The following is an 18,591-nucleotide window of genomic DNA, read 5'->3' on the forward strand; positions in this document are numbered from 1 at the left end:
CGAACTTGATTGTTGCACGCAAGGCCATGGCCGGCACTACACCGGCCGCCACTTGCGCACGTTCGTTCCGGCATTGATCCGCCGCAATAACTCGCCCCCAAAAAACATGTAGGGGTGAATATTTTCAAGCGCACTCACCTCATCCAGCTTCTTCAGAATTTCCTGCGGCAATGTGAACTCCAGCGCCGCCAGGTTATCGTCAAGCTGCGCCACCGTTCGCGCCCCCAGAATGGTGGAGGTAATCCCCGGTTGTGCCATCGCCCACGCCAGCGAGACCTGGGCCGCGTTCACACCCAGTTCCTTCGCTGCAGTCTGCACAACCTCCAGCGTCGCCCAGTTCTTTTCCGTGAACTTCTGGAAGACCGGATTACTTGTCCCTGCGAGCGTATTCAAACGGTTGTTCCCGTCATTCTTCCCTGTCGCCTCGCGCGTGTACTTGCCGGCCAGGAAGCCGCTTGCCAGCGGACTCCACGGACAGATGCCGACACCCATCTCCAGCGCTGCCGGTACATGCTCGCGCTCGATGGACCGCACCACCAGCGAGTACTCCAGTTGCAACGCAACCGGCCGCGCCATGCCGCGGCACTCCGCCAGAGTGACCGCACGCGCCAGGTACCAGGCCGGCACATCGCTGAAGCCGTAGTAGCGGATCTTGCCTGCACGCACCAGGTCGGTCAGTGACTCCACCACCTCTTCCACCGGCGTCACACCATCCCACGCATGCATCCAGTACAGGTCAATGTAGTCCGTCTGCAGCCGCTTCAGCGATGCTTCCAGCGCGCGATGCATGCTTTTGCGGCCATTGCCGCCGGAGTTTGGATTGCCTTCCTCCACACCGAAGGTGAACTTGGTGGCCAGCACCACGCGGTCGCGCAGCTTCTGCTCACGGAGCATCCCGCCGATTAGCAACTCGCTCTTACCTGCGCCATAGCCGTCAGCGGTATCCAGGAAGTTACCTCCCTGCTCCACGTAGCGCGTGAAGACATTGCGGGCAACCTCGTCGCTTGATCCCCAATTGTCGTTGCCAAACGTCATGGTGCCCAGACTGCAAGGACTTACGCGCAATCCAGAACGTCCAAGCGTGATGTATTCCGTCAGCTTCATCGTTGCCTCCCAGCAGAACGGTATCGCATGCAAAGGCCACACAGCCACCCAGGAAGGGACATATGTTACGCACAAGCCGCCGCAATTTTTTTGAAGAGATACAACCGCAGAAGAAAACTATGCAACTTATTTCACTGTCGGTGGTTAGTAGTAAGTGCCGGCACGAGTTTTTTGGTTTCCCCATTTTGCTTTTGCATTTCGTAAGACCTCACTCCCCATGTGGTCTGCGCGCGTCTTGGTTCCTGCTCCGTTCGTTGCGAGCGATATAACCCGGCTTTTTCTCAGTGCGTACACACATAGGTGGTGTGGGTCCTGGTGCAGTCTGTAGTAAGACGCCTGCACTGGCATTCCCCCATTCGGCCCGCGTCTGGCCGCTAGATGCCTTGGTCTGGCAGGAGTCGCACGATGAAGAGTCTTCACCGTCTGGTGCTAACCATCACACACCTGGTTGCTATCGCAGCCTTAGCACTTGTCCCCGTTTTTGCAACAGTACATGTGCAGGCGCAAGCCGTATCCCTCACCCTGAGCGCAGCCAAATCCGCCGGTACTGACAGTTCGGGGTCTCAGCTCTTCAACCAGGACTTTGGCCCGGCCACCACCGTCGCATTGAACACGCCGAATTACGTCGCTTTCGATAAAGCCGGCGTCATGTTCTTCTCAGACACGGCCAGCAACTGCGTCCGTAAGATTGACAGCGCGGGCAATGTCTCCACGGTCGTCGGTCTTACTGTCACCGGTCAGGGCGATACCTGCAATACCGCCAGTAATGCGACGCCCGATCCAACGCAGGGTCTGCTCAGTCCTACCGGTATCGCGCTCGCTCCGAACGGCGACCTCTACATTGCGGACAGTGGTCACAACTGCGTCCGCCTCCTGCCCGATACGCAGCTTGGCACCGCAAACCTCGTCACCGTTGCCGGTGTCTGCACCAGCACGCCCGCTCTTTCACAGACGCCTTCTCCCTCCGGTCTTGCGCTGGATGCAGCCAGCAATCTCTACATCTCCGTCTCCAATACCGTGCTGCCAGCGCAGCAGGTGCTGCGCCATGCCGCAGGTGATCCGGCCATCAATCTCTGCATCATGGCGGGCGCTCCTTCTGTCCTCGTTCCGCTTACCTGCACGGGCGTCACCAATGGAATCACGCTCAATACTCCCAACGGCCTTGTCATCAACGCGGCCAACGATCTCTACATTGCAGACACGGGCAACCAGTGCGTCCGTAAGATCGCCGGCATGACGACGCAGCAGACGGTGGTTGGACAGTGCACCAATGACAGCACCGGCTCTGCCACTACCGCGCTCATCGCGCCCTACGGCATTGCCCTTTCGCAAACTCAGGTCCTGATCATCACCGACAGCAACCGGCTCAGGAGCTTCTCCCCGTTGACAGGTGCACTGACCGAGGCGGGCGGTCTGCCCAGCAATGCCTCGGGCGGGTATGACACGACGCAGGACGGCGCCGGCGCGCAGACCATTCCCTTCAACGCCCCGCTTGGTATCTCTGTCGATGCATCCAACAACTTCATCCTGGCAGACAGCGCCAACCACATTCTGCGGAAGCTCTCGCCCAACAACGTATTCTCCAGCACACCCGTTTCGGCGACCTCTTCGGCGCAGGGTGTGACCTTCAATGTCAATCAGAACTCCAACCTCTCCGTCGCAGCCGGCACGGACTACAGCATCGTTTCCAACACCTGCACCGGCCCGCTTTCCGCTGCCACGGCGGGTAATCCTCCTACGACTTGCCAGGTCTTTGTTTCCTTCAATCCCACACGTCCCGGCGCCCGCTACGCGCCGCTCACGGTTCTAGACTCTGTCTCCGGAACCCGCGTCACGGTCGGCCTGCAGGGCACGGCAACCGGCGCAGGCCTGCAGTTCTTCCCCGGTGTCGTCAACACGGTAGCCAGCAGCCTCGCCAATCCGGTCTCTATCGCCACGGACATTGACGGCAACGCCTACTTCGTCGAGCAGGGAACGGGTGCAGCTACCGCAGATGTCCGCGAGATCGTCGCCAGCAGCAACACCCTGCAGACCATCGTCGCCGCAGGCACGGGGCTCGACACTCCCAGCGGCGTTATCCGGGATGCCGCCGGCAATTTCTACGTCACCGATCAGGTCGCTGGCCGCGTCAGCCGCTTCGGTGCCGATGGCTCCACTAATCTTAACTACCTCACCGGCCTGGCTACACCGGTTGCCATCGCTGTGGACGGCTTCGGCAATCTGTACGTCTCGCAGGGCGGCGCGGTGCATAACCTCATCAAGATCTATGCCTCCGGTACGCAGCTCGTCATCGCTGGCAGCGGCTCTGATCCCGCGGCAAACGGAGTTCCCGCAGCCAACGCGCTCTTCGTCAATCCGACAGATGTTCACGTCGACCGCAACGGTGTTGTCTACGTTGCCGATGGCGGTGGACATCGTGTCTATGCCATCGATCGCTCCGGTGTTATCTACGCAATTGCAGGCAACGGAACCACCACAACAACCACGGCAGGCAGCGCTCTCGGCACCGGCCTGGTGAACCCATCCTCCATCGCGATCGATGCGGCGGGTGATGTTTACATCGCTGACCGGGATGCGAACCGTGTGTATGTCGTCTTCGCCGCCTCCAGCGCCACGACCACGCTGGCCACGCTGATTGGCGATGGCAATGCTACCTCCACAGGCGACGGCGGCCCCGCCAATACGGCCACCATCAACAGCCCGCGCAGTGTTGCTGTCGATGGTTCCGGGAATGTCTTCATCGTGGAAGGCGGCAACAATGCCATCCGCAAGATCACCTATCCCGCGCCAACCATCAACTTCGGAACCGTGCTGCTCAACCAGACCTCGCCCGCAAAGTCCGCAACCTTCTGGAACACGGGTACGGATGCTCTCAGTCAGACGGGCGCTGGATCCTTCACAGGGGACACGGCAGAGTTTGATGTGCTTTCTTCTTCCAGCACCTGCGGAGCTTCCATCACCTCAGGCGGAACCTGCGATCTCGGATTCATCTTCGAGCCCACAACCGCCGGAGCGAAGACCGCGACGCTCACCGCTCCCAGCAATGCCTACAATACGCCGGGAATTATCACGCTGACCGGTAATGCCGCCAGCGGTCTTCCCCTTGTCATCGCCGCAGGCGGTGCTCCAGCGGAGACCGAGGTCTACCGCCAGCCTTTCCTGCAGATCGTTACGGCGACCTTCTCCGGAACTGCGCCAACCGGCACCGTCACCTTCAGCGTCAACGGTGTTACTACCTGCACGCTGAACGGAACGCTTGGCGCCACCAACACCTGCAACGCCCCTGCCACCACGCTGCCTGTCGGTACCTACACGGTGCTTATCAGCTACTCGGGTGACGCGAACTACTCGCCCGCCACGGGAACGGTGCCGCTTACCGTCACACCGGCACCGATCACGGTGGTGGTCGACAGCAAGACCCGCACCTACGGCACGCCGAATCCGGCGCTGACCGGCACCATCACTGGTGTTGTCCCAGGTGAGACCGTCAATGTCGCCTACGCCACCACGGCCACGATCACCAGCCCGGTCGGTAGCTACCCCATCACGGCTACGCTGACAGCGGGTGCGGGCACCAGCCTCAGCAACTATGCTGTGACCAATACGCCGGGAACGCTGACGGTCACCGCTGTACCCACGGTGACTACCATCGCCACTTCCGGTACGCCGGTTCCGGTTACGACCTCGGTTACCTTCACGGCTACCGTCTCCTCCACCCTGGGAGCGGTCACCATCGGCAATGTCACCTTCCGTGACGGCTCCACGGTGCTTGGCACCAGTGCGGTGAACGCTTCAGGCCAGGCCACCTACACCACCACGTCGCTCACCGCAGGTAGCCACGCTATCTCGGCAACCTACGGAGCCAGCGCCGGCTTCACTGGAAGCACGGCTTCGCTCACTCAGGTGATGACCGTTTCACCCGGCAGCTTCACTATCACGGCCTCGCCTTCCACGCAGATTATCCGCGGGGCAGGCTCCACCACCTGGCAGGTCACCGTCACCTCGACGGGCGGCTTCTTCGGTCCGGTGGCGCTCAGCTGCGCTGGACTTCCGGCTGATGCCGGTTGCACCTTCGCGCAGGGCACCGTGAACCTGACCGCCGGCAGCACGGCCACCACCACCATGACGACGACCACCACGCTGAACGATGCGCTGGCAAAAGTCGAAGCGCCATCCACCGGCAGCTACCTCGCACGAGGTATTACAGCCGCCTCCGTGCTGCCGTTTGAACTCAGCGGTATCGGTGTCCTGCTCGGTGGCTTCCGCCGTCGTAAGCCGCTCACCAACCGCCAACTCAAGCTCACCCTGCTCGTGGCCTGCAGCTTTATCATCCTCGGCCTTGCCGGTTGCGGATGCCCGCCGACCGCCAACCGCACCTACACCATCACGGTTACCGGAACCAGCACGCTCGGTGGCCCATCGCCGCAGTCTACCCAGGTCTTCCTGACCGTCGGCGCGCCGTAACTTCCACTGGCGCCGGGGCTGCACTGCCTGCCCCGGCGCCAGCCAGGACAAAAAAGATCGATTGCACTACACCGTAGTGGAGGAATGAACGTATGCAAGTCCGACTCAGGTTCGTCACCCAAATCATGCTTCTGCTTCTCTGCCTCGCAGGTCTGCAAACCAGTCTCGGCGCGCAGGCGAAGCCCACGGGGTCTGCGGACTATCCTGCCTCCCGCGTCGATATCTTTGGTGGCTATTCCTACTTCCATCCGTACAACACCAGCATCGGCGGCTTTGAATACCAGCCAATCAAGAAAGGCGCCGTGGTCAGCGTCGCCGGTTACTTCAATCGCGTGCTTGGCGTGCAGGTAGAAGGTGGCCTTCATCCTGACGGCCCGAACGACTGCGTCTATACCGCGCAGGCCGGCCCCATCGCCCGCTTCCAGCACGGACGCTTCATTCCCTTCGTCCACGCACTCGGCGGCGGCGCCAAGATCGGTGGGCCCATGTTCCAGGCCTGCACCTGGGGTTGGGGAGTCACCGGCGGTGGCGGCTTTGACTACCTTCTGCCTGGCTTCGGCGATCACCTCGCTATCCGTCCCATCCAGGCAGACTACGAGCACGCACACGTCGACTTCGGCCCGCAGAACATCACCGGCTCCTCCGGCGGTGTTGCCGATATGAATGCCTTCCGCCTTTCCTCCGGCCTCGTTCTGCGCTTCGGCGCGGTTGAGCCGCCGCTGGCCGCGGCCCTCTCCTGCGCCGTGCAGCCCCGCAGCGGCTACTCCGGCGATCCAATCACCATCAGCAGCCAGAACCTTGGTCTGAACCCCAAGAAGAAGACCCTCTATACTTGGACCTCCACCGGCGGCACCGTCACCGGCTCCGGCGAAACCGCCACCATCGACACCAAGGGCCTCGCCCCCGGCGACTATACCGTCACCGGCAAGGTTTTGCAGGGCAGCAAGACCTGGCAGAACGCCACCTGCGAAACGCCTTTCACCATCAAGCCCTTTGATCCTCCAACCATCTCCTGCTCGGCCAGCCCCAGCACGGTTCGCCCGGGTGAAAGCTCCACCATCACGTCCAGCGCCGTCAGCCCGCAAAACCGTCCGCTGACCTACTCCTATTCCTCCACCGCCGGACAGGTGACCGGCAATACCTCCACGGCAACACTCTCCAGCGCCGGTGCATCCGCAGGCACCATCACTGTTACCTGCAACGCGGTGGACGATCTCGGCAAGTCTGCCAGCGCTACTACGACGGTCAGCGTTCTGGCTCCGCCTCCTCCGCCGGCACCGTCGACCCGCAACCTCTGCACCATGTCCTTCGACCGCGACAAGAAGCGTCCCACGCGTGTCGACAACGAAGCCAAGGGCTGCCTGGATGACGTCGCTCTTACCCTGAACCGCGAGTCCGATGCGAAGCTCGAAATCGTCGCTCACGGAGACAGCAAGGAGAAGCCCGCCGCCGCCGAACAGCGTGCCGCCAACGTCAAGGAATACCTGACGAAGGAGAAGGGTATCGATGCCACCCGCATCGAGATCCGCACCGGCAACGCCTCCGGTCGCAGCGTTGAAACCACGCTGGTCCCGGCTGGCGCTACCTTCACCACCGACGGCACCACCGTCGTCAACGAGAGCAACCTCAAGCGCGCCGGACAGCCCTACGGCCGTCCCCGCAATCCCCGCAAATAGATCAACCGGCAGCAAGCCCTCCTATAGCCCTGCGGTTCGCCGCAGGGCTTTTTGTTGTTGCTGCTGCTTGTTATTCCAACCAAAGCGTAGTGGAGGGACTGCCTTGTAGCCGTTGCCTTTGCCTTTCTTATTCCTTGTCATCCAGAAGGGATCTGCTTCTCACATACCTCGTCAGGGCACGTGTCTTCCCCGCGCAGGAACCAACGCCGGCGTCCCAAAACCCACAAAGGTACTTCCCCCTTCGCTCGTGATCATGGAAGATAGGTTCTTCCGAGGGCACAGGCACATGGCGGACACACTTACATCGCAGCAAGTTGTTGACATCACCAAGCAGCACAACTTCGGCACATGGCGTCGCGGCAAGCAGTGGAACCCCCTGCACGTCGTCAGCGGCGACGGCTGCTGGTTCACGGACGCCAGTGGCAAACGCTATCTCGACTTCTCCGCACAACTGATGTGCGTCAACCTTGGCTATAACAACCAGGCCGTCATCAAGTCCATTCAGGACCAGGCCGCCGAGCTTGCGTACATCCAGCCCTCTTACACCACCAACGCGCGCGCCGAACTCAGCCAGCTTCTGCTGGAGGTGCTGCCCGCAGGTCTCACCAAGTTTTTCTTCTGCACCTCTGGAACGGAGGCGGTAGAGGCCGCGCTCAAGATCGCCCGCCTCTATACCGGCAAGACCAAGGTCATCGGCCGCTACCGTTCGTATCACGGCTCCACCGCCACCTCCATGGGCGCCACCGGCGACGCCCGCCGCTGGCCGTCAGAGCCGCGCAGCAAGCTTCCCGGCGTCGTCTTCGGGCCAGAGGTCAACTGCTACAAGTGCCCGCTCAAACACTCCTACCCTGAGTGCGGCATCGCCTGTGCTGACTACCTGGAATACATGATCAGGAACGAGGGCGATGTCGCCGCCGTCCTCTGCGAATCCGTCGTTGGCACTAACGGCGTCCTTATCCCGCCGCCCGGCTATTACCAGAAGCTCCGCCGCATCTGCGACGAGAACAACATCCTTCTCATCGCCGACGAGGTCATGGCCGGCTGGGGACGCACCGGCAAATGGTTCGCCATCAACCACTGGGACGTGCAGCCCGATATCCTCACCACTGCCAAGGGCATCACCTCGGCCTACGTGCCGCTCGGCCTCACCGCTGTCTCGCAAAAGATCTCCGACTTCTTTGAGGAGAACCTCTTCGCCCACGGCCATACATATGAGGCCCACCCGCTCACCCTGGGCCCCGCCGTCGCCACCATCCGCGAGATGCAGCGCCTCAACCTCGTCGACCGCGCCGCGGAGATGGGCAGCTACATGGGCGAAAAGCTCAACGCCCTCAAAGCCAAACATCCCTCCATCGGAGAGGTTCGCGGCCTCGGCCTCTTCTGGGCCGTCGAGCTGGTAAAAGACCAGAAGCTCAAAACACCCTTCAATACCTGGCAGGAGAAGCTCGACGGCAAGCCCCTTGTCGTCGACCAGATCGCCGCCAGGATGATGGCCTCCGGCATCTTCCTCCAGGCCTGGATGAGCCACTTCGTCATCGCGCCACCGCTCATCATCACGAAGGAAGAAATCGACTTTGCCCTGGCAGCCTTCGACGAGCACCTCTCCATCGCCGACGCTCTGATTGGCTGACAGTTGGCTGTTCTTCCTCTTGTTTGTCATCCCGACCGAATCGTAGCGAAGTGGAGGGACCTGCATTGTTTCTTGTTTGTCATTCCGCAGCGACAGCGGAGGAATCTGTTTCTACTCAGCCACCAAACCGGGTGCACCCATGTCCGGATGTCTCGGACATGGGCCTCGATAGTCACCATCCCCACCTGTTACCCTGATCCTCGAAAAGAGGCTTTGTTCCAATGACGAAACGTACTTCGCGCCGCTCGTTCCTCGGCTCCGCTTCCGCCGCCGCCCTCGGCCTTACTGCCGCTCCGCTGCTGACAAAGAAAGCCGCCGCGCAGTCGGCTCCTGCCGCGCCTCCCGTTCCGGTCCAGACCATCCCCGCGGAAAAACTAGCCGCTCTGGTGGAAGCCGCGCACAAGAAGCCCGGCAACACAGACCTGGCCGACGGCAAGGGAACGCCCATCACCATGGTGCTCACCAACGAAGTCTCAAAAGCTGCGGCAGAGTTTGAATACCACCAGCACCGCGACCACATCTTCCAGATCCTCGACGGCGAAACCACCTACTACCTCGGCGGAACCCCCAAGACCCCGCGGGAAACCAAGCCCGGCGAATTCCTCGCGCCCGACTCCGAAGGCGCCAAGGCCCACGAACTCAAAAAGGGCGACTACATCTTCATCCCCCGCATGACCCCGCACAAGCGCGTCACCAAGGCCAGCGTCACCTTCATTCTCACCAGCGCCACATCCAACTAGTCAGAACGAACGGGTGCCCATATCTGGCAGCTTCATCGCCAGATGTGGGCTATCGCGCGTAGGCGCGATCCATATTCAAGTTGTAAGGGGAAATAAGAGAAATGGTCGGGACGACTAGATTCGAACTAGCGACCTCACCCACCCCAAGGGTGCGCTCTACCAGGCTGAGCCACGTCCCGACTTCTCATTGCAACCGCGGGTAGCGCCGGGCGGCGCTGGGGTTATCCCCGCTGTCGCTTAAGTTTACACCAGCCAAAGGGGCTGGCGCGCCGCTCTAGTGCTGCGGCGCTACGTATTCCTTCGGAAGCTCGCCACCGGAGCCGTAGAAGAAGTCATTCATCTGCTCCACCAGGAACTCCTGTGCCTGGGGCGTCCACGGCTGCAGACGGTACTCGTTCAGCAGCATCTTCTGGCGCTCCAGCCACTCGTTCCAGGCCTTGTTGGAGACAGTCTTGTAGATCTTCTGTCCCAGTTCGGAATCGAACGGAGGTTCAGACAGCCCCTCCATCTCCTGCTTGTACTTCGCGCAAAAAACTATGTGTGCCATCGCTTTCTATCTTACTTCGAACCGCGCGGTACGCTGGAAGACAAGATGCTTCGCCCTATCACCGGTTTCCACCAGGACGAGGAAAATCACTGGGTCGCCGACCTCGCCTGTGGCCATACCCGCCACGTCCGCCACGACCCACCTTGGCAGCTCCGCCCCTGGGTGCTCACCCAGGAAGGCCATGCCGGGTGGATCGGCAAAGAGTTCGATTGCACCAAATGCGATGCAATTGAAGAAGGCGCGGAGTTTTAGCTCCACGCCTTCCTTGTTTTTGTCATTCTGAGCGAAGGGATCTGTTTTTAGGCTTTATTTCGTCTCTTCCGTCATCGGCTTGATGATCTCGTCCAGATACGCCGGAGCTCCCTCCATGCGCTCCAGCCGCGGATACTTTTCGCCGTCGTGGTAGTCAAACGACACCGTCTTCAGCTCGGTGCCAATAGCCACCAGCAGGTCAATCTTCTTGTCCGTGCCCTTGGCCGCTTTCAGTGCGCCGTACAGCGCATCTGCTGAGAAGACCGTGCTGTTGACCGCGACAATCTTCTCGCCCGGTCCAAGCCCGGCCTTGTACGCCAGCGAATCGATATAGACGTCGCTGATGACGCCTTCGCGGTTCGCGCTGAAGCCCAGCGAGTACATCGCGGTCGCCGTTCCGCGACGACCGTACAGGCTCTTCAGGTACGGGGTCATGGTGTCGGTGTAGACCAGCTTGTAGCCGCTCTGCGCAATCGCTTCAATCGACGGATCACCCGGTCCATGTGACAGGATGCGGTCCTTAAGGAACTTCGCCCAGTTATAGGCCACCACCTGGTTCAGGGCCTTCACCACATCGTTGAACTCATAGGGCAGTACCTTCGCCGGCGTATCGCCACCAGCGCCTAGGAAGATCGCTACAAAGTCATTCAGCGACTTCTGGTCGTTGGTCAGCTTGCGGATCGTCGTATCCGCATCCAGCCAGATCAACTCGCCCTCCTGGTAGTAATCCTGCGACCGCCGCCAGCTCACCCACGCGGCTGACCCGCCACGAATCGACTGCGCCGCTATCGCCGTGTCCTCGGTATTGCGCCACAGGCGGCCGGGTTTGGTGTCCAGGGACGCGGCTGAGGACGCCAGAGCATCCCGATAGCTCTCCGGCGTCCAGAAGCCGGCACGCGCCGCCAGCAGGTTGCCCCAGTACTGTGTCATGCCTTCGTAGACCCACAGCAGGTCGCCCTGCTGCGGCGTGGCATAGTCCGGTTGATACAGCCGCGCCGGGCGGCGGTATTTGCCGTTCCAGGAGTGGGTAAACTCGTGCGGCAGCAGTTCCGCATTGCTTACGGCCAAACCGGCGTTGGTGTAGCCATCCAGCTCCACCCCGTTGTCTGAGGATTGGTGATGCTCCAGCCCCTCGCCGCGAATCTTGTCCGACAGCGACAGCACAAAGTGGTAGTCGCGATAATGGGAGCTCTTGTACAGCGGCCTTGTCTCGCGCACCAGCTTGTTCAGTGCCTCCAGTGTCGCCTTCGGCAGATTGCTGGCCTCTTCCGTGTCGGCGGCAACATCCAGAAAGTGCTTCGGTGTAATCTCTGGCGCCAGTGGAATCTCGTGGAAATACTTGCCCGCAATGTAAGGCGAATCCACCAGCGTTTCCACGTCGGTGGTCTCAAAGTTCGTCGTGTTGCCGCTGGTGCCTGCCGGAACCAGCGCCCCGCCGCCATGCCAGCCCTCGGGCAGCGTGACCGACGGAGTCACCTTGATCTTCGCCACCGGAATCTTAGCCGGGTACAGTACGGCGTTGTTCCACTCCAGCACCGTAAGGTTATTGCTGGTAAACGCACTCGTGGTGGTCGTGTCCAGGTAGTCGAACTTCGCCTCAATCTCCGTTACGCCTGCAGGAACTTCCAGGTGGAAGGCGTACATATCCACGTCATCGCGGCGCCAGCCCAGCGGCTGGCCATTGGCGGTGAAGAAGATGCCCGCAAACTGAGCGATAGGGCCAGATGGCATATGAGTGCCCGGAATCCACTCCGGATATTCAAGCGTCAGTGCCCCGGCGGTCACCGGAATCGTCTCCCTGCCATGCACAATGTGCCGGTAGGAATCGGTCAGGTCGATGGAGAGCCTGATCGGTGTCGATGGGCTTTCCAGGGCTTTCGGAGCTGACTTTTTGTCAGCGGCAAAGGTGGACAAAGGGAGTGCGAACAGCACCGTGGCTGCGGTAAAACGTAACTTCATAGCTGAATTCTAGTGCTCCTGTTTCTTCTGAGTAGAACGCTTGCGAAAGACGGTTTTGATGTGGCTGCGCCAATGTTCATCCAGCGCTACCAGTTGCCACTCCACCTCCGGCTTCAGGTGGCGCAGAACCACTTCGGTCGCCGGATGGATACGCAGTGCTGGAGCAACGAGATACAGCAGTGGATCCAGTCGCGACAGCACCATGCCCGTGAAATACCCATGCCGCTGCAGGGGATTCACGGTCTCGTGCACCTGTGGCGTCGCATGCCAGCGCACGCGGATCCAGTAGTCCAGCGCCTGCAGTGCCAGATGCAGGTCCTCATCGGCTTTAAGCTCCAGCACCGCAAGCCTGCCATCTTTGGTCACACCTAATAGATCCAGCATGCCGCGATCGGTCGCGGCAAACGCAGGAACCTGCGCATAAACAGGAGCCGGCAGCAGAGCCTCATCCACCAGCGGCAACTGCGTCCGCAAGCGAGACTCCATCCATCGCTCCGGTTGCATGCGATACACCGGATCATTGCTGTCACCCACAGGTTTGCGCCGGGCAAACAATCCGGCAGTCATGGTGCGCAGCGTCTCCCGGTTGGTGGTGTCGAGGCGTGTTTCATTTACGCCCGCTCCAAAGCTGATCTGCACATCATGCGCGAATGAATTCGCGGAGACGTTCATCTCCGCTCGTGCAAACTCCAGCCCATGCAGCAAAAACGCCATCTCTGTGGTCGATCGCAGGCGCTGTTCCACCAGCGGGTGACCCTCCTCCGGTACAAGTTCCATCACCTGTGCGATGGCCGTGGCGAAGCGTTCCCGCGCGGCTTCTTCATTCGCGGCATGCAGAAGCCGCGTTTTCAGGTTGCCGTGGTCAGCTGGTTCGCGCTGCTCCAGATCCTCGCTGCGAGGGTCCAGTTCATACAGCTCCCACTGCGCAATACGCGGGTTCAGCCACGCCATGCGTGCCAGGGTCAGCACGGCCATGCCGCGTGGCACCACGATCCGCAGACCTGCGAAGAGATGTTTGCCCGCGGCATGCTCCCGGCAGTGCTGCAGCCAGAGAATGCCAAGCGTCAGAATGCCATCGATCGTTGCAGAGGATTCCTCCGGACCCACGCCGATCACGGCCAACGCCTGCTGGCCGTGTGTCAGGACTCCGCGGGCATACGCCGGACCAAAGCTCTTCTCCAGGTCCATGGCTGTACGAAAGCCCACCGGCTTCCAGTCGGGAAATTCGCGCTGCAGTACTCGTTCCAGTGTGCGTAAATACTGCGTTCGTCCGGCATCGCGCGTCGTTGGGACGCGGCGATCCTGCTTCCCCATCAGGTCCAGCGTCTGCGGCTTCGTCTGCCCAAATCGCTGCACGCTCAGCCGCAATCCGCTTGCGCGTTCTTCCATCGCAAGCACGCGTCGCGTCAGGTTCCGCTCATCGTTCCACAGGTGCAGCGTACAGCGGCCATGTTCCGCGCGTACGTTCCATTGCGACACGCGCAGATCAAACAACACACTGCCATGCTCCAGCACAGCCGCTTCCGGATGCGTTTCAAGAAAGGCGCGTATGCGCCTGGCAGTTTGTTCGGGGTCGGCTTGTTCCGCGAAAGAAGCTCGTTGCGGCGGCATGGATTCTCATATTACCGCCATACAAACTCTATGTAACAACGGACTGCCCAATTGCCGTGCCGCGCGCATCGCGCTGGGTCGGCGTCTGCATCGGCCGGTCATACAGCAGGCCCATGCCCACCACCGCCAGGTTGTTGCGTGTGGTGTTCTTTACCTCGTACATCATCGTGTCTGCCGCGCGGATAATCGAGTGCACCGTGTCGCCGTCTTCCGGGAAGGTAGCCAGTCCCAGGCTACCCTGTACCCGCAGCGAGAGGCCTTCCCCGGTCAAAAAGCGCGCATCGCCCACGGCATCGTAGAGCGTCCGGGCCAGTGTCACCGCACGTTCTTTCCCCAGCCCTGGCATCAGCACAACAAATTCATCGCCGCCATAGCGGAACGCAGGATTCGCCGTACCAAAGATGCGTTGCAGCAGGTTTCCTACCTCGGCCAGCAGACGGCTGCCGACCAGGTGTCCATGGGTGTCGTTCACTTCCTTGAAGTGGTCCATATCCATGAACATCAGGCTGAAGTGGCTGCGTTTCCCCTTCTTCACCTCATCTTCAAGCGCCTTGTACAGGTAGCGTGCGTTGAACAGCCCGGTCACGTCGTCGGTGATCGTCAGCTCCTGGATCAGTTCCATGCGCCGTGAGTTCTGAATGGCAATCGCCGCGTAATCGCACAGAATGCGCAGAAAGGTGACCGAATACTCGCTCATCAGGTCGAGCTTTGAGTTCATCAGCTGGATAACGCCCAGCACCTTGCCGTCCGCCTGAATCGGCACACAGGCCAGCGACTGCATGTTCAGTTCCGGATGACGCTTGGCATAGGCAGACCACTGCGGATCAGAGCTCACATTGGGAACGATCAGCGCCTGGTTGCTCTGCGCCACCCACCCGGCAACTCCTTCGCCCATCTTCAGGCGCAGCGTGCGCAGGTATTCCGTCTCTTCACCAATGGCAATCTCGTAGTAAAGCTCATTGGCCTTCTCATCCACCATCAGCAGTGACCAGCGCTCCGGCGCAAAGAACTGCGCCATCTTGTCCATGATGGTGCGCAGAATAACGCCAAGCTCCAACTGCGACGTCAGCGCACGCGCCACATCGTGGAAGACGCGGACCTGGTCCATCTGCCCGCCGTCAATGACTTCGAATTGTCGCCGCCGAATCACCTGGAAGTAGTCGTTGAAGCAACGTTACCGCAGTATTGCAACAACCTTTAAAAACAAAAGTAATCACGGCCAGAAATCAGCCGCCAATCTGGACCATCGCACGCGCCGGCTTGATGAACCCCACATCGCCGATGTGGTGCCGTTCTTCTTTTTTATCGACAGTCTGCTTGATATACGCGGCCATGTCCTCATCAGTTCCACCACGTCGCATAATTCCATGCAAATCATGGTCGAGGTGCGAGAAAAGGCAGGTCCTGATCTTTCCGTCCGAGGTCAGACGTACCCGGCTGCAGTGCCCGCAGAACGGGTGCGATACCGGTGCGATGATGCCAATTTCACCCCGGCCATCGGCAAAGCCATAGCGCCGCGCGGTCTCGCTGGCGAAGTTCGGGGGCAGTGGAACGATGTCGCCTACCTTACCCAGCCGCTCTACAATCTCGTCCAACGTCACCACCAGGTCACGTGACCAGACCTTGTCCTCCTCCAGCGGCATGAACTCAATGAACCGGACGACGACATCCTCTTCGCGTGCAAATTCGGCGAACCGCTCCACCTGGTCGTCATTCCAGCCGCGCATCAGCACGCAGTTCACCTTCACCGGGGCGAGTCCGGCGGCTTTTGCCGCCCGAATGCCTGCCAGCACGCGATCGTAGCTGCGGGGCACGCGGGTAATGCGGGCGAAAATCTCGGGGTCCACCGCGTCCATGCTCACCGTAATGCGGCTCAACCCGGCCTTCTTCAGGGGCTCCGCCAGTTCGGCCAGCATGTGGCCGTTGGTTGTCAGGGCAATATCGGGCCGCCCGCCATCCATGGTCCGCATGGCATATAGCTCTTCCACCAGGGCGGGCAGGTCATTCCGCAGCAGAGGTTCGCCGCCGGTCAGGCGGATCTTCTCCACCCCCATGCTCAGAAAGACGCGAGCGATCCGGGCATAATCCGCCATTGGCAACTCGTGGACGGGCGTAGCGCCCTGTCCACTGCGGCAGTACACGCAGCGGAAGTTGCATCGGTCTGTAATGGACAGCCGCAAATCCGTAATCGCGCGGCCAAATTTATCCCGCAGCCTGTCCTGCTGGGTTTGTAGCAGGGGTTGCTCGAGCTCGGCAATGGTCAGTGTGGACATACTGAAGCCTTTAGATAGCGGGATTTCAGTATAGGACGCAAAAGGCCACCCAAATGGGTGGCCTTTTGTCCGGAATCGGACAGAATCTAGTAGCTCTGGAACTCTGCGGTGCCCTTGCGGAGGCGAATTCCGTTCAGCAGGAAGATCAGCGAGGCGGTGCCGGTCGTCAGGCACCAGTACAACATCGGGTGAATCGCACCCGGCGAGTACGTCACATCCTGACCCACCCACAGCGTCAACAGCGCGGTCACGATGAGGCACTGCACGCCCATCACCACCATCAACTGCCCGCGGCGGCGGCGTGCATCCAGATGCTCCACCTCTTCCGGGGTAAGGTTGCGCTCTGCAGCCGGGATCAGCTTGTTCGCCATCGTTCCTGTCTCCTGAAAAATTCTACTTGCCTTCCATTAAACCACAGCTGGCTAGTCCAGAAAGGCCATGGTCTTGATTCCGTGCACTTCGAACCGCTTCCGGCACCGGATATTCTTGCAGCCCACCATGTCATCCCGCAGCACCATGTAGCTCTGTGCCTTGGCAAACCGGGCGCGATCGCGGTCGTCGGCACGGCCCTGCAGGCTTGGTTTCTTGCGGCGCACCAGCCAGCTTAATTCGTACTCCAGGGCCTGTCCGCAGTGCGGACACGTCAGGGTATGGCTCCGGTTCTCTGCCCGTTCATTGAAAAAATCGCGTTCTTCCATGCTTGTGCCACCTCCGGCAGCGACCCAAAGTATTGCATAATCGGCGAGTGTCTGGTGGAACCACCAGCACGGAATGGCTGTGATGACCAAGGCTAAGAAACAGACCTTCTCCGTAACCAAGGCGGTGAAAGCCAACGCGCGCGAGCGTGTCGGCACTCCTCCTCCCGGCCACGCTCTGCCCGATCCCAAAGAAAAATCAGAGCGTCGCAAAGTAAAACACAAAGAAACCCTGGCCGACCTGCTCTCTGAAAAAGAGAAGTAGGCGTCCAAGGGCAGGTAAGGAGTTTACAAATCATGAAGTCCCCCCTATTCGCGGCTCTTTTGCTTTCCGCTTCCGTCGCCACCTTCGCGCAGACCTCCACCCTGCAGATCAATAAGGAAAACCGCACCATCTCGGTCTCCGCCACGGACTCGGTCACCACCGATGCCGACCTGGCCGTCGTCCACATTGGCTTCCAGGTGCTGGGCCGCGATGAACAGTCCACCTACGCCGAAGGCTCCCGCGTCTCCAATGCAATCATGAAGGCACTGACCGGCTCCGGAGTCGAGAAGACGGCCATCGAAAGCGAAAACCAGAACCTCGCGCCGCTCAACGACTACGAGATCAAGCAGCTCCCGGCTGACCGTGCCGCCAACCGCTTCCGCCTCACCCAGTCCTGGAGTGTGAAGACTTCGCCGGAGACCGCCGCCAAGGTGCTGGATGCCGCCGTCAAAGCCGGAGCGAACCAGAGTGGCTCCATCGACTGGCAGTTGAAGGACGAGTCGGCTCTCGAAGCGCAGGCCGCCTCCAAGGCACTGGCGCATGCCCAGCGCATCGCCGCGCAGATGGCTGAAGCCCTGCACGCAAAGCTCGGCCCACTGGTCTACGCCAGCAATGAAGCTCCACAGTCACCCCACCCCATCCCGATGATGCGCATGGCTGCCGCTGCACCTGCCATGGATAAAGTTCAGCCCCTGGCCATCAACGGCCGCAAGGTGGAGCGTTCGGCCACCGTGACCGCCCTCTTCGCAATCGAATAAACTCATCGCCATGACCGCGCACGATCTCAAGCCGACGCCCGAAGCCGAAACCATCTTCAAAAAGTGGATCGCACACCTGAACGATGAGTTCACCCGGCACCAGGGCTACGACCGCCGTGCCGAGATCGTGCGCGACGAGCTCCACCAGATCATCCTCGGCCGCCCGCACGGTGGGCGGCTGAACTCCACCCTGGTTACCGAACTCCCCATGAACGTGCTCATTGAGTCTTTGGACCCGCGCAACCTCACCCTCGAAGCCGAGTCGCTGCCCGACCTCGATCCCGAGCGCTTCTACCCGCGCAAACCGCTGCTCTTCTTCTGGCAGGCCTTTGACCGTTCTCCGCTGGGCCTGAACCACTGGCTCGGTACGCGCTTCCGCACCATGCTGGCGCACCATATCTTTGCGTCGGCCGGAAAAGGCCTGCAGATCGCAGCCGGCATCAAGATGATCTTCGGCTACAACATCACGGCAGAGGAGAACGCCATTCTCCACCGCGATGTCTTCCTCGACGACCGCCAGCCCATCACCCTGCGCGGCGAGGTCGGCGCTCGCTAGTAGCGTCACCCACCTGGGCGCTACACCCTCGCAACGCCAGGGTGGGTTAGGTTCATCCACG

The 18,591-nt window shown here is 60.7% G+C and carries 16 protein-coding genes and 1 tRNA gene; 8 read left to right on the plus strand and 9 right to left on the minus strand.

Features of this window, described 5'->3' with window-relative positions:
- Positions 1–36: 36 nt before the first annotated feature.
- A complete protein-coding gene (locus tag OHL13_RS16065; protein ID WP_263411142.1) occupies positions 37–1,104 on the minus strand; it encodes an aldo/keto reductase in 1,068 nt (355 codons plus the stop codon).
- Between the two features lie 405 nt (positions 1,105–1,509).
- Here OHL13_RS16065 and OHL13_RS16070 point away from each other — a divergent pair, with 405 nt between their 5' ends.
- From OHL13_RS16070 to OHL13_RS16085, 4 genes are all read left to right on the plus strand, one after another.
- Entirely contained in the window at positions 1,510–5,568 is a 4,059-nt protein-coding gene (locus tag OHL13_RS16070) for an Ig-like domain repeat protein (protein WP_263411143.1), read from the plus strand.
- Positions 5,569–5,693: 125 nt separating this feature from the next.
- The gene (locus OHL13_RS16075; protein ID WP_263411144.1) at positions 5,694–7,244 is read left to right on the plus strand and encodes an OmpA family protein; all 1,551 of its coding nucleotides are present in this window, start codon (positions 5,694–5,696) and stop codon (positions 7,242–7,244) included.
- Between the two features lie 286 nt (positions 7,245–7,530).
- Entirely contained in the window at positions 7,531–8,874 is a 1,344-nt protein-coding gene (locus OHL13_RS16080) for an aminotransferase family protein (protein ID WP_263411145.1), read from the plus strand.
- Between the two features lie 221 nt (positions 8,875–9,095).
- Positions 9,096–9,614 (plus strand): cupin domain-containing protein, encoded by a 519-nt coding sequence (locus tag OHL13_RS16085; protein WP_263411146.1) that lies wholly within the window; start codon positions 9,096–9,098, stop codon positions 9,612–9,614.
- Between the two features lie 102 nt (positions 9,615–9,716).
- Here OHL13_RS16085 and OHL13_RS16090 read toward each other — a convergent pair.
- Positions 9,717–9,793 (minus strand) — tRNA-Pro (locus tag OHL13_RS16090).
- 95 nt (positions 9,794–9,888) lie between these two features.
- Positions 9,889–10,161 carry an oxidative damage protection protein gene (locus OHL13_RS16095; protein WP_263411147.1) on the minus strand — a complete coding sequence of 91 codons (273 nt, stop codon included), beginning with the start codon at positions 10,159–10,161 and terminating at the stop codon, positions 9,889–9,891.
- 45 nt (positions 10,162–10,206) lie between these two features.
- Between OHL13_RS16095 and OHL13_RS16100 the strand changes: the two genes are divergently transcribed.
- Positions 10,207–10,413 carry a DUF3565 domain-containing protein gene (locus OHL13_RS16100; protein ID WP_263411148.1) on the plus strand — a complete coding sequence of 69 codons (207 nt, stop codon included), beginning with the start codon at positions 10,207–10,209 and terminating at the stop codon, positions 10,411–10,413.
- A gap of 54 nt (positions 10,414–10,467) precedes the next feature.
- Here the strand turns inward: OHL13_RS16100 and OHL13_RS16105 are convergent, their stop codons facing one another.
- From OHL13_RS16105 to OHL13_RS16130, 6 genes are all read right to left on the minus strand, one after another.
- Positions 10,468–12,372 carry a M61 family metallopeptidase gene (locus tag OHL13_RS16105; protein ID WP_263411149.1) on the minus strand — a complete coding sequence of 635 codons (1,905 nt, stop codon included), beginning with the start codon at positions 12,370–12,372 and terminating at the stop codon, positions 10,468–10,470.
- A gap of 9 nt (positions 12,373–12,381) precedes the next feature.
- Positions 12,382–13,983 carry a PDDEXK family nuclease gene (locus OHL13_RS16110; RefSeq protein WP_263411150.1) on the minus strand — a complete coding sequence of 534 codons (1,602 nt, stop codon included), beginning with the start codon at positions 13,981–13,983 and terminating at the stop codon, positions 12,382–12,384.
- Positions 13,984–14,011: 28 nt separating this feature from the next.
- The gene (locus OHL13_RS16115) at positions 14,012–15,133 is read right to left on the minus strand and encodes a sensor domain-containing diguanylate cyclase (RefSeq protein WP_263411151.1); all 1,122 of its coding nucleotides are present in this window, start codon (positions 15,131–15,133) and stop codon (positions 14,012–14,014) included.
- A 76-nt stretch (positions 15,134–15,209) separates the two neighbouring features.
- Positions 15,210–16,256 (minus strand): GTP 3',8-cyclase MoaA, encoded by a 1,047-nt coding sequence (moaA, locus tag OHL13_RS16120; RefSeq protein WP_263411152.1) that lies wholly within the window; start codon positions 16,254–16,256, stop codon positions 15,210–15,212.
- An 86-nt stretch (positions 16,257–16,342) separates the two neighbouring features.
- Complete coding sequence (locus OHL13_RS16125; RefSeq protein ID WP_263411153.1) at positions 16,343–16,627, minus strand: hypothetical protein; 285 nt, start codon at positions 16,625–16,627, stop codon at positions 16,343–16,345.
- Between the two features lie 51 nt (positions 16,628–16,678).
- On the minus strand, positions 16,679–16,954 hold the full coding sequence (locus OHL13_RS16130) for a hypothetical protein (RefSeq protein WP_263411154.1): 276 nt from the start codon (positions 16,952–16,954) through the stop codon (positions 16,679–16,681).
- 82 nt (positions 16,955–17,036) lie between these two features.
- Between OHL13_RS16130 and OHL13_RS16135 the strand changes: the two genes are divergently transcribed.
- Genes OHL13_RS16135 through OHL13_RS16145 form a run of 3 tightly spaced genes read left to right on the plus strand, consistent with a single transcriptional unit; the run spans position 17,037 to position 18,530 of the window.
- Positions 17,037–17,216: a hypothetical protein gene (locus OHL13_RS16135; RefSeq protein WP_263411155.1), complete on the plus strand. Its 180-nt coding sequence runs from the start codon at positions 17,037–17,039 to the stop codon at positions 17,214–17,216.
- Between the two features lie 32 nt (positions 17,217–17,248).
- Positions 17,249–17,974, plus strand: a complete 726-nt coding sequence (locus OHL13_RS16140) for an SIMPL domain-containing protein (RefSeq protein ID WP_263411156.1) — start codon at positions 17,249–17,251, stop codon at positions 17,972–17,974.
- Between the two features lie 10 nt (positions 17,975–17,984).
- On the plus strand, positions 17,985–18,530 hold the full coding sequence (locus OHL13_RS16145; protein ID WP_263411157.1) for a hypothetical protein: 546 nt from the start codon (positions 17,985–17,987) through the stop codon (positions 18,528–18,530).
- The last annotated feature ends 61 nt before the right edge of the window (positions 18,531–18,591 follow it).

The sequence above is a fragment of the Terriglobus tenax genome, from assembly GCF_025685395.1.
Taxonomy (GTDB): Bacteria; Acidobacteriota; Terriglobia; order Terriglobales; family Acidobacteriaceae; genus Terriglobus; species Terriglobus tenax.

What these genes read in the sequence shown, in the direction of transcription:
- OHL13_RS16065 (WP_263411142.1), bottom strand. Translation starts at nt 1,104, where the DNA reads ATGAAGCTGACGGAATACATCACGCTTGGACGTTCTGGATTGCGCGTA.
- OHL13_RS16070 (WP_263411143.1), top strand. Translation starts at nt 1,510, where the DNA reads ATGAAGAGTCTTCACCGTCTGGTGCTAACCATCACACACCTGGTTGCT.
- OHL13_RS16075 (WP_263411144.1), top strand. Translation starts at nt 5,694, where the DNA reads ATGCTTCTGCTTCTCTGCCTCGCAGGTCTGCAAACCAGTCTCGGCGCG.
- OHL13_RS16080 (WP_263411145.1), top strand. Translation starts at nt 7,531, where the DNA reads ATGGCGGACACACTTACATCGCAGCAAGTTGTTGACATCACCAAGCAG.
- OHL13_RS16085 (WP_263411146.1), top strand. Translation starts at nt 9,096, where the DNA reads ATGACGAAACGTACTTCGCGCCGCTCGTTCCTCGGCTCCGCTTCCGCC.
- OHL13_RS16095 (WP_263411147.1), bottom strand. Translation starts at nt 10,161, where the DNA reads ATGGCACACATAGTTTTTTGCGCGAAGTACAAGCAGGAGATGGAGGGG.
- OHL13_RS16100 (WP_263411148.1), top strand. Translation starts at nt 10,207, where the DNA reads ATGCTTCGCCCTATCACCGGTTTCCACCAGGACGAGGAAAATCACTGG.
- OHL13_RS16105 (WP_263411149.1), bottom strand. Translation starts at nt 12,372, where the DNA reads ATGAAGTTACGTTTTACCGCAGCCACGGTGCTGTTCGCACTCCCTTTG.
- OHL13_RS16110 (WP_263411150.1), bottom strand. Translation starts at nt 13,983, where the DNA reads ATGCCGCCGCAACGAGCTTCTTTCGCGGAACAAGCCGACCCCGAACAA.
- moaA (WP_263411152.1), bottom strand. Translation starts at nt 16,256, where the DNA reads ATGTCCACACTGACCATTGCCGAGCTCGAGCAACCCCTGCTACAAACC.
- OHL13_RS16125 (WP_263411153.1), bottom strand. Translation starts at nt 16,627, where the DNA reads ATGGCGAACAAGCTGATCCCGGCTGCAGAGCGCAACCTTACCCCGGAA.
- OHL13_RS16130 (WP_263411154.1), bottom strand. Translation starts at nt 16,954, where the DNA reads ATGGAAGAACGCGATTTTTTCAATGAACGGGCAGAGAACCGGAGCCAT.
- OHL13_RS16135 (WP_263411155.1), top strand. Translation starts at nt 17,037, where the DNA reads ATGACCAAGGCTAAGAAACAGACCTTCTCCGTAACCAAGGCGGTGAAA.
- OHL13_RS16140 (WP_263411156.1), top strand. Translation starts at nt 17,249, where the DNA reads ATGAAGTCCCCCCTATTCGCGGCTCTTTTGCTTTCCGCTTCCGTCGCC.
- OHL13_RS16145 (WP_263411157.1), top strand. Translation starts at nt 17,985, where the DNA reads ATGACCGCGCACGATCTCAAGCCGACGCCCGAAGCCGAAACCATCTTC.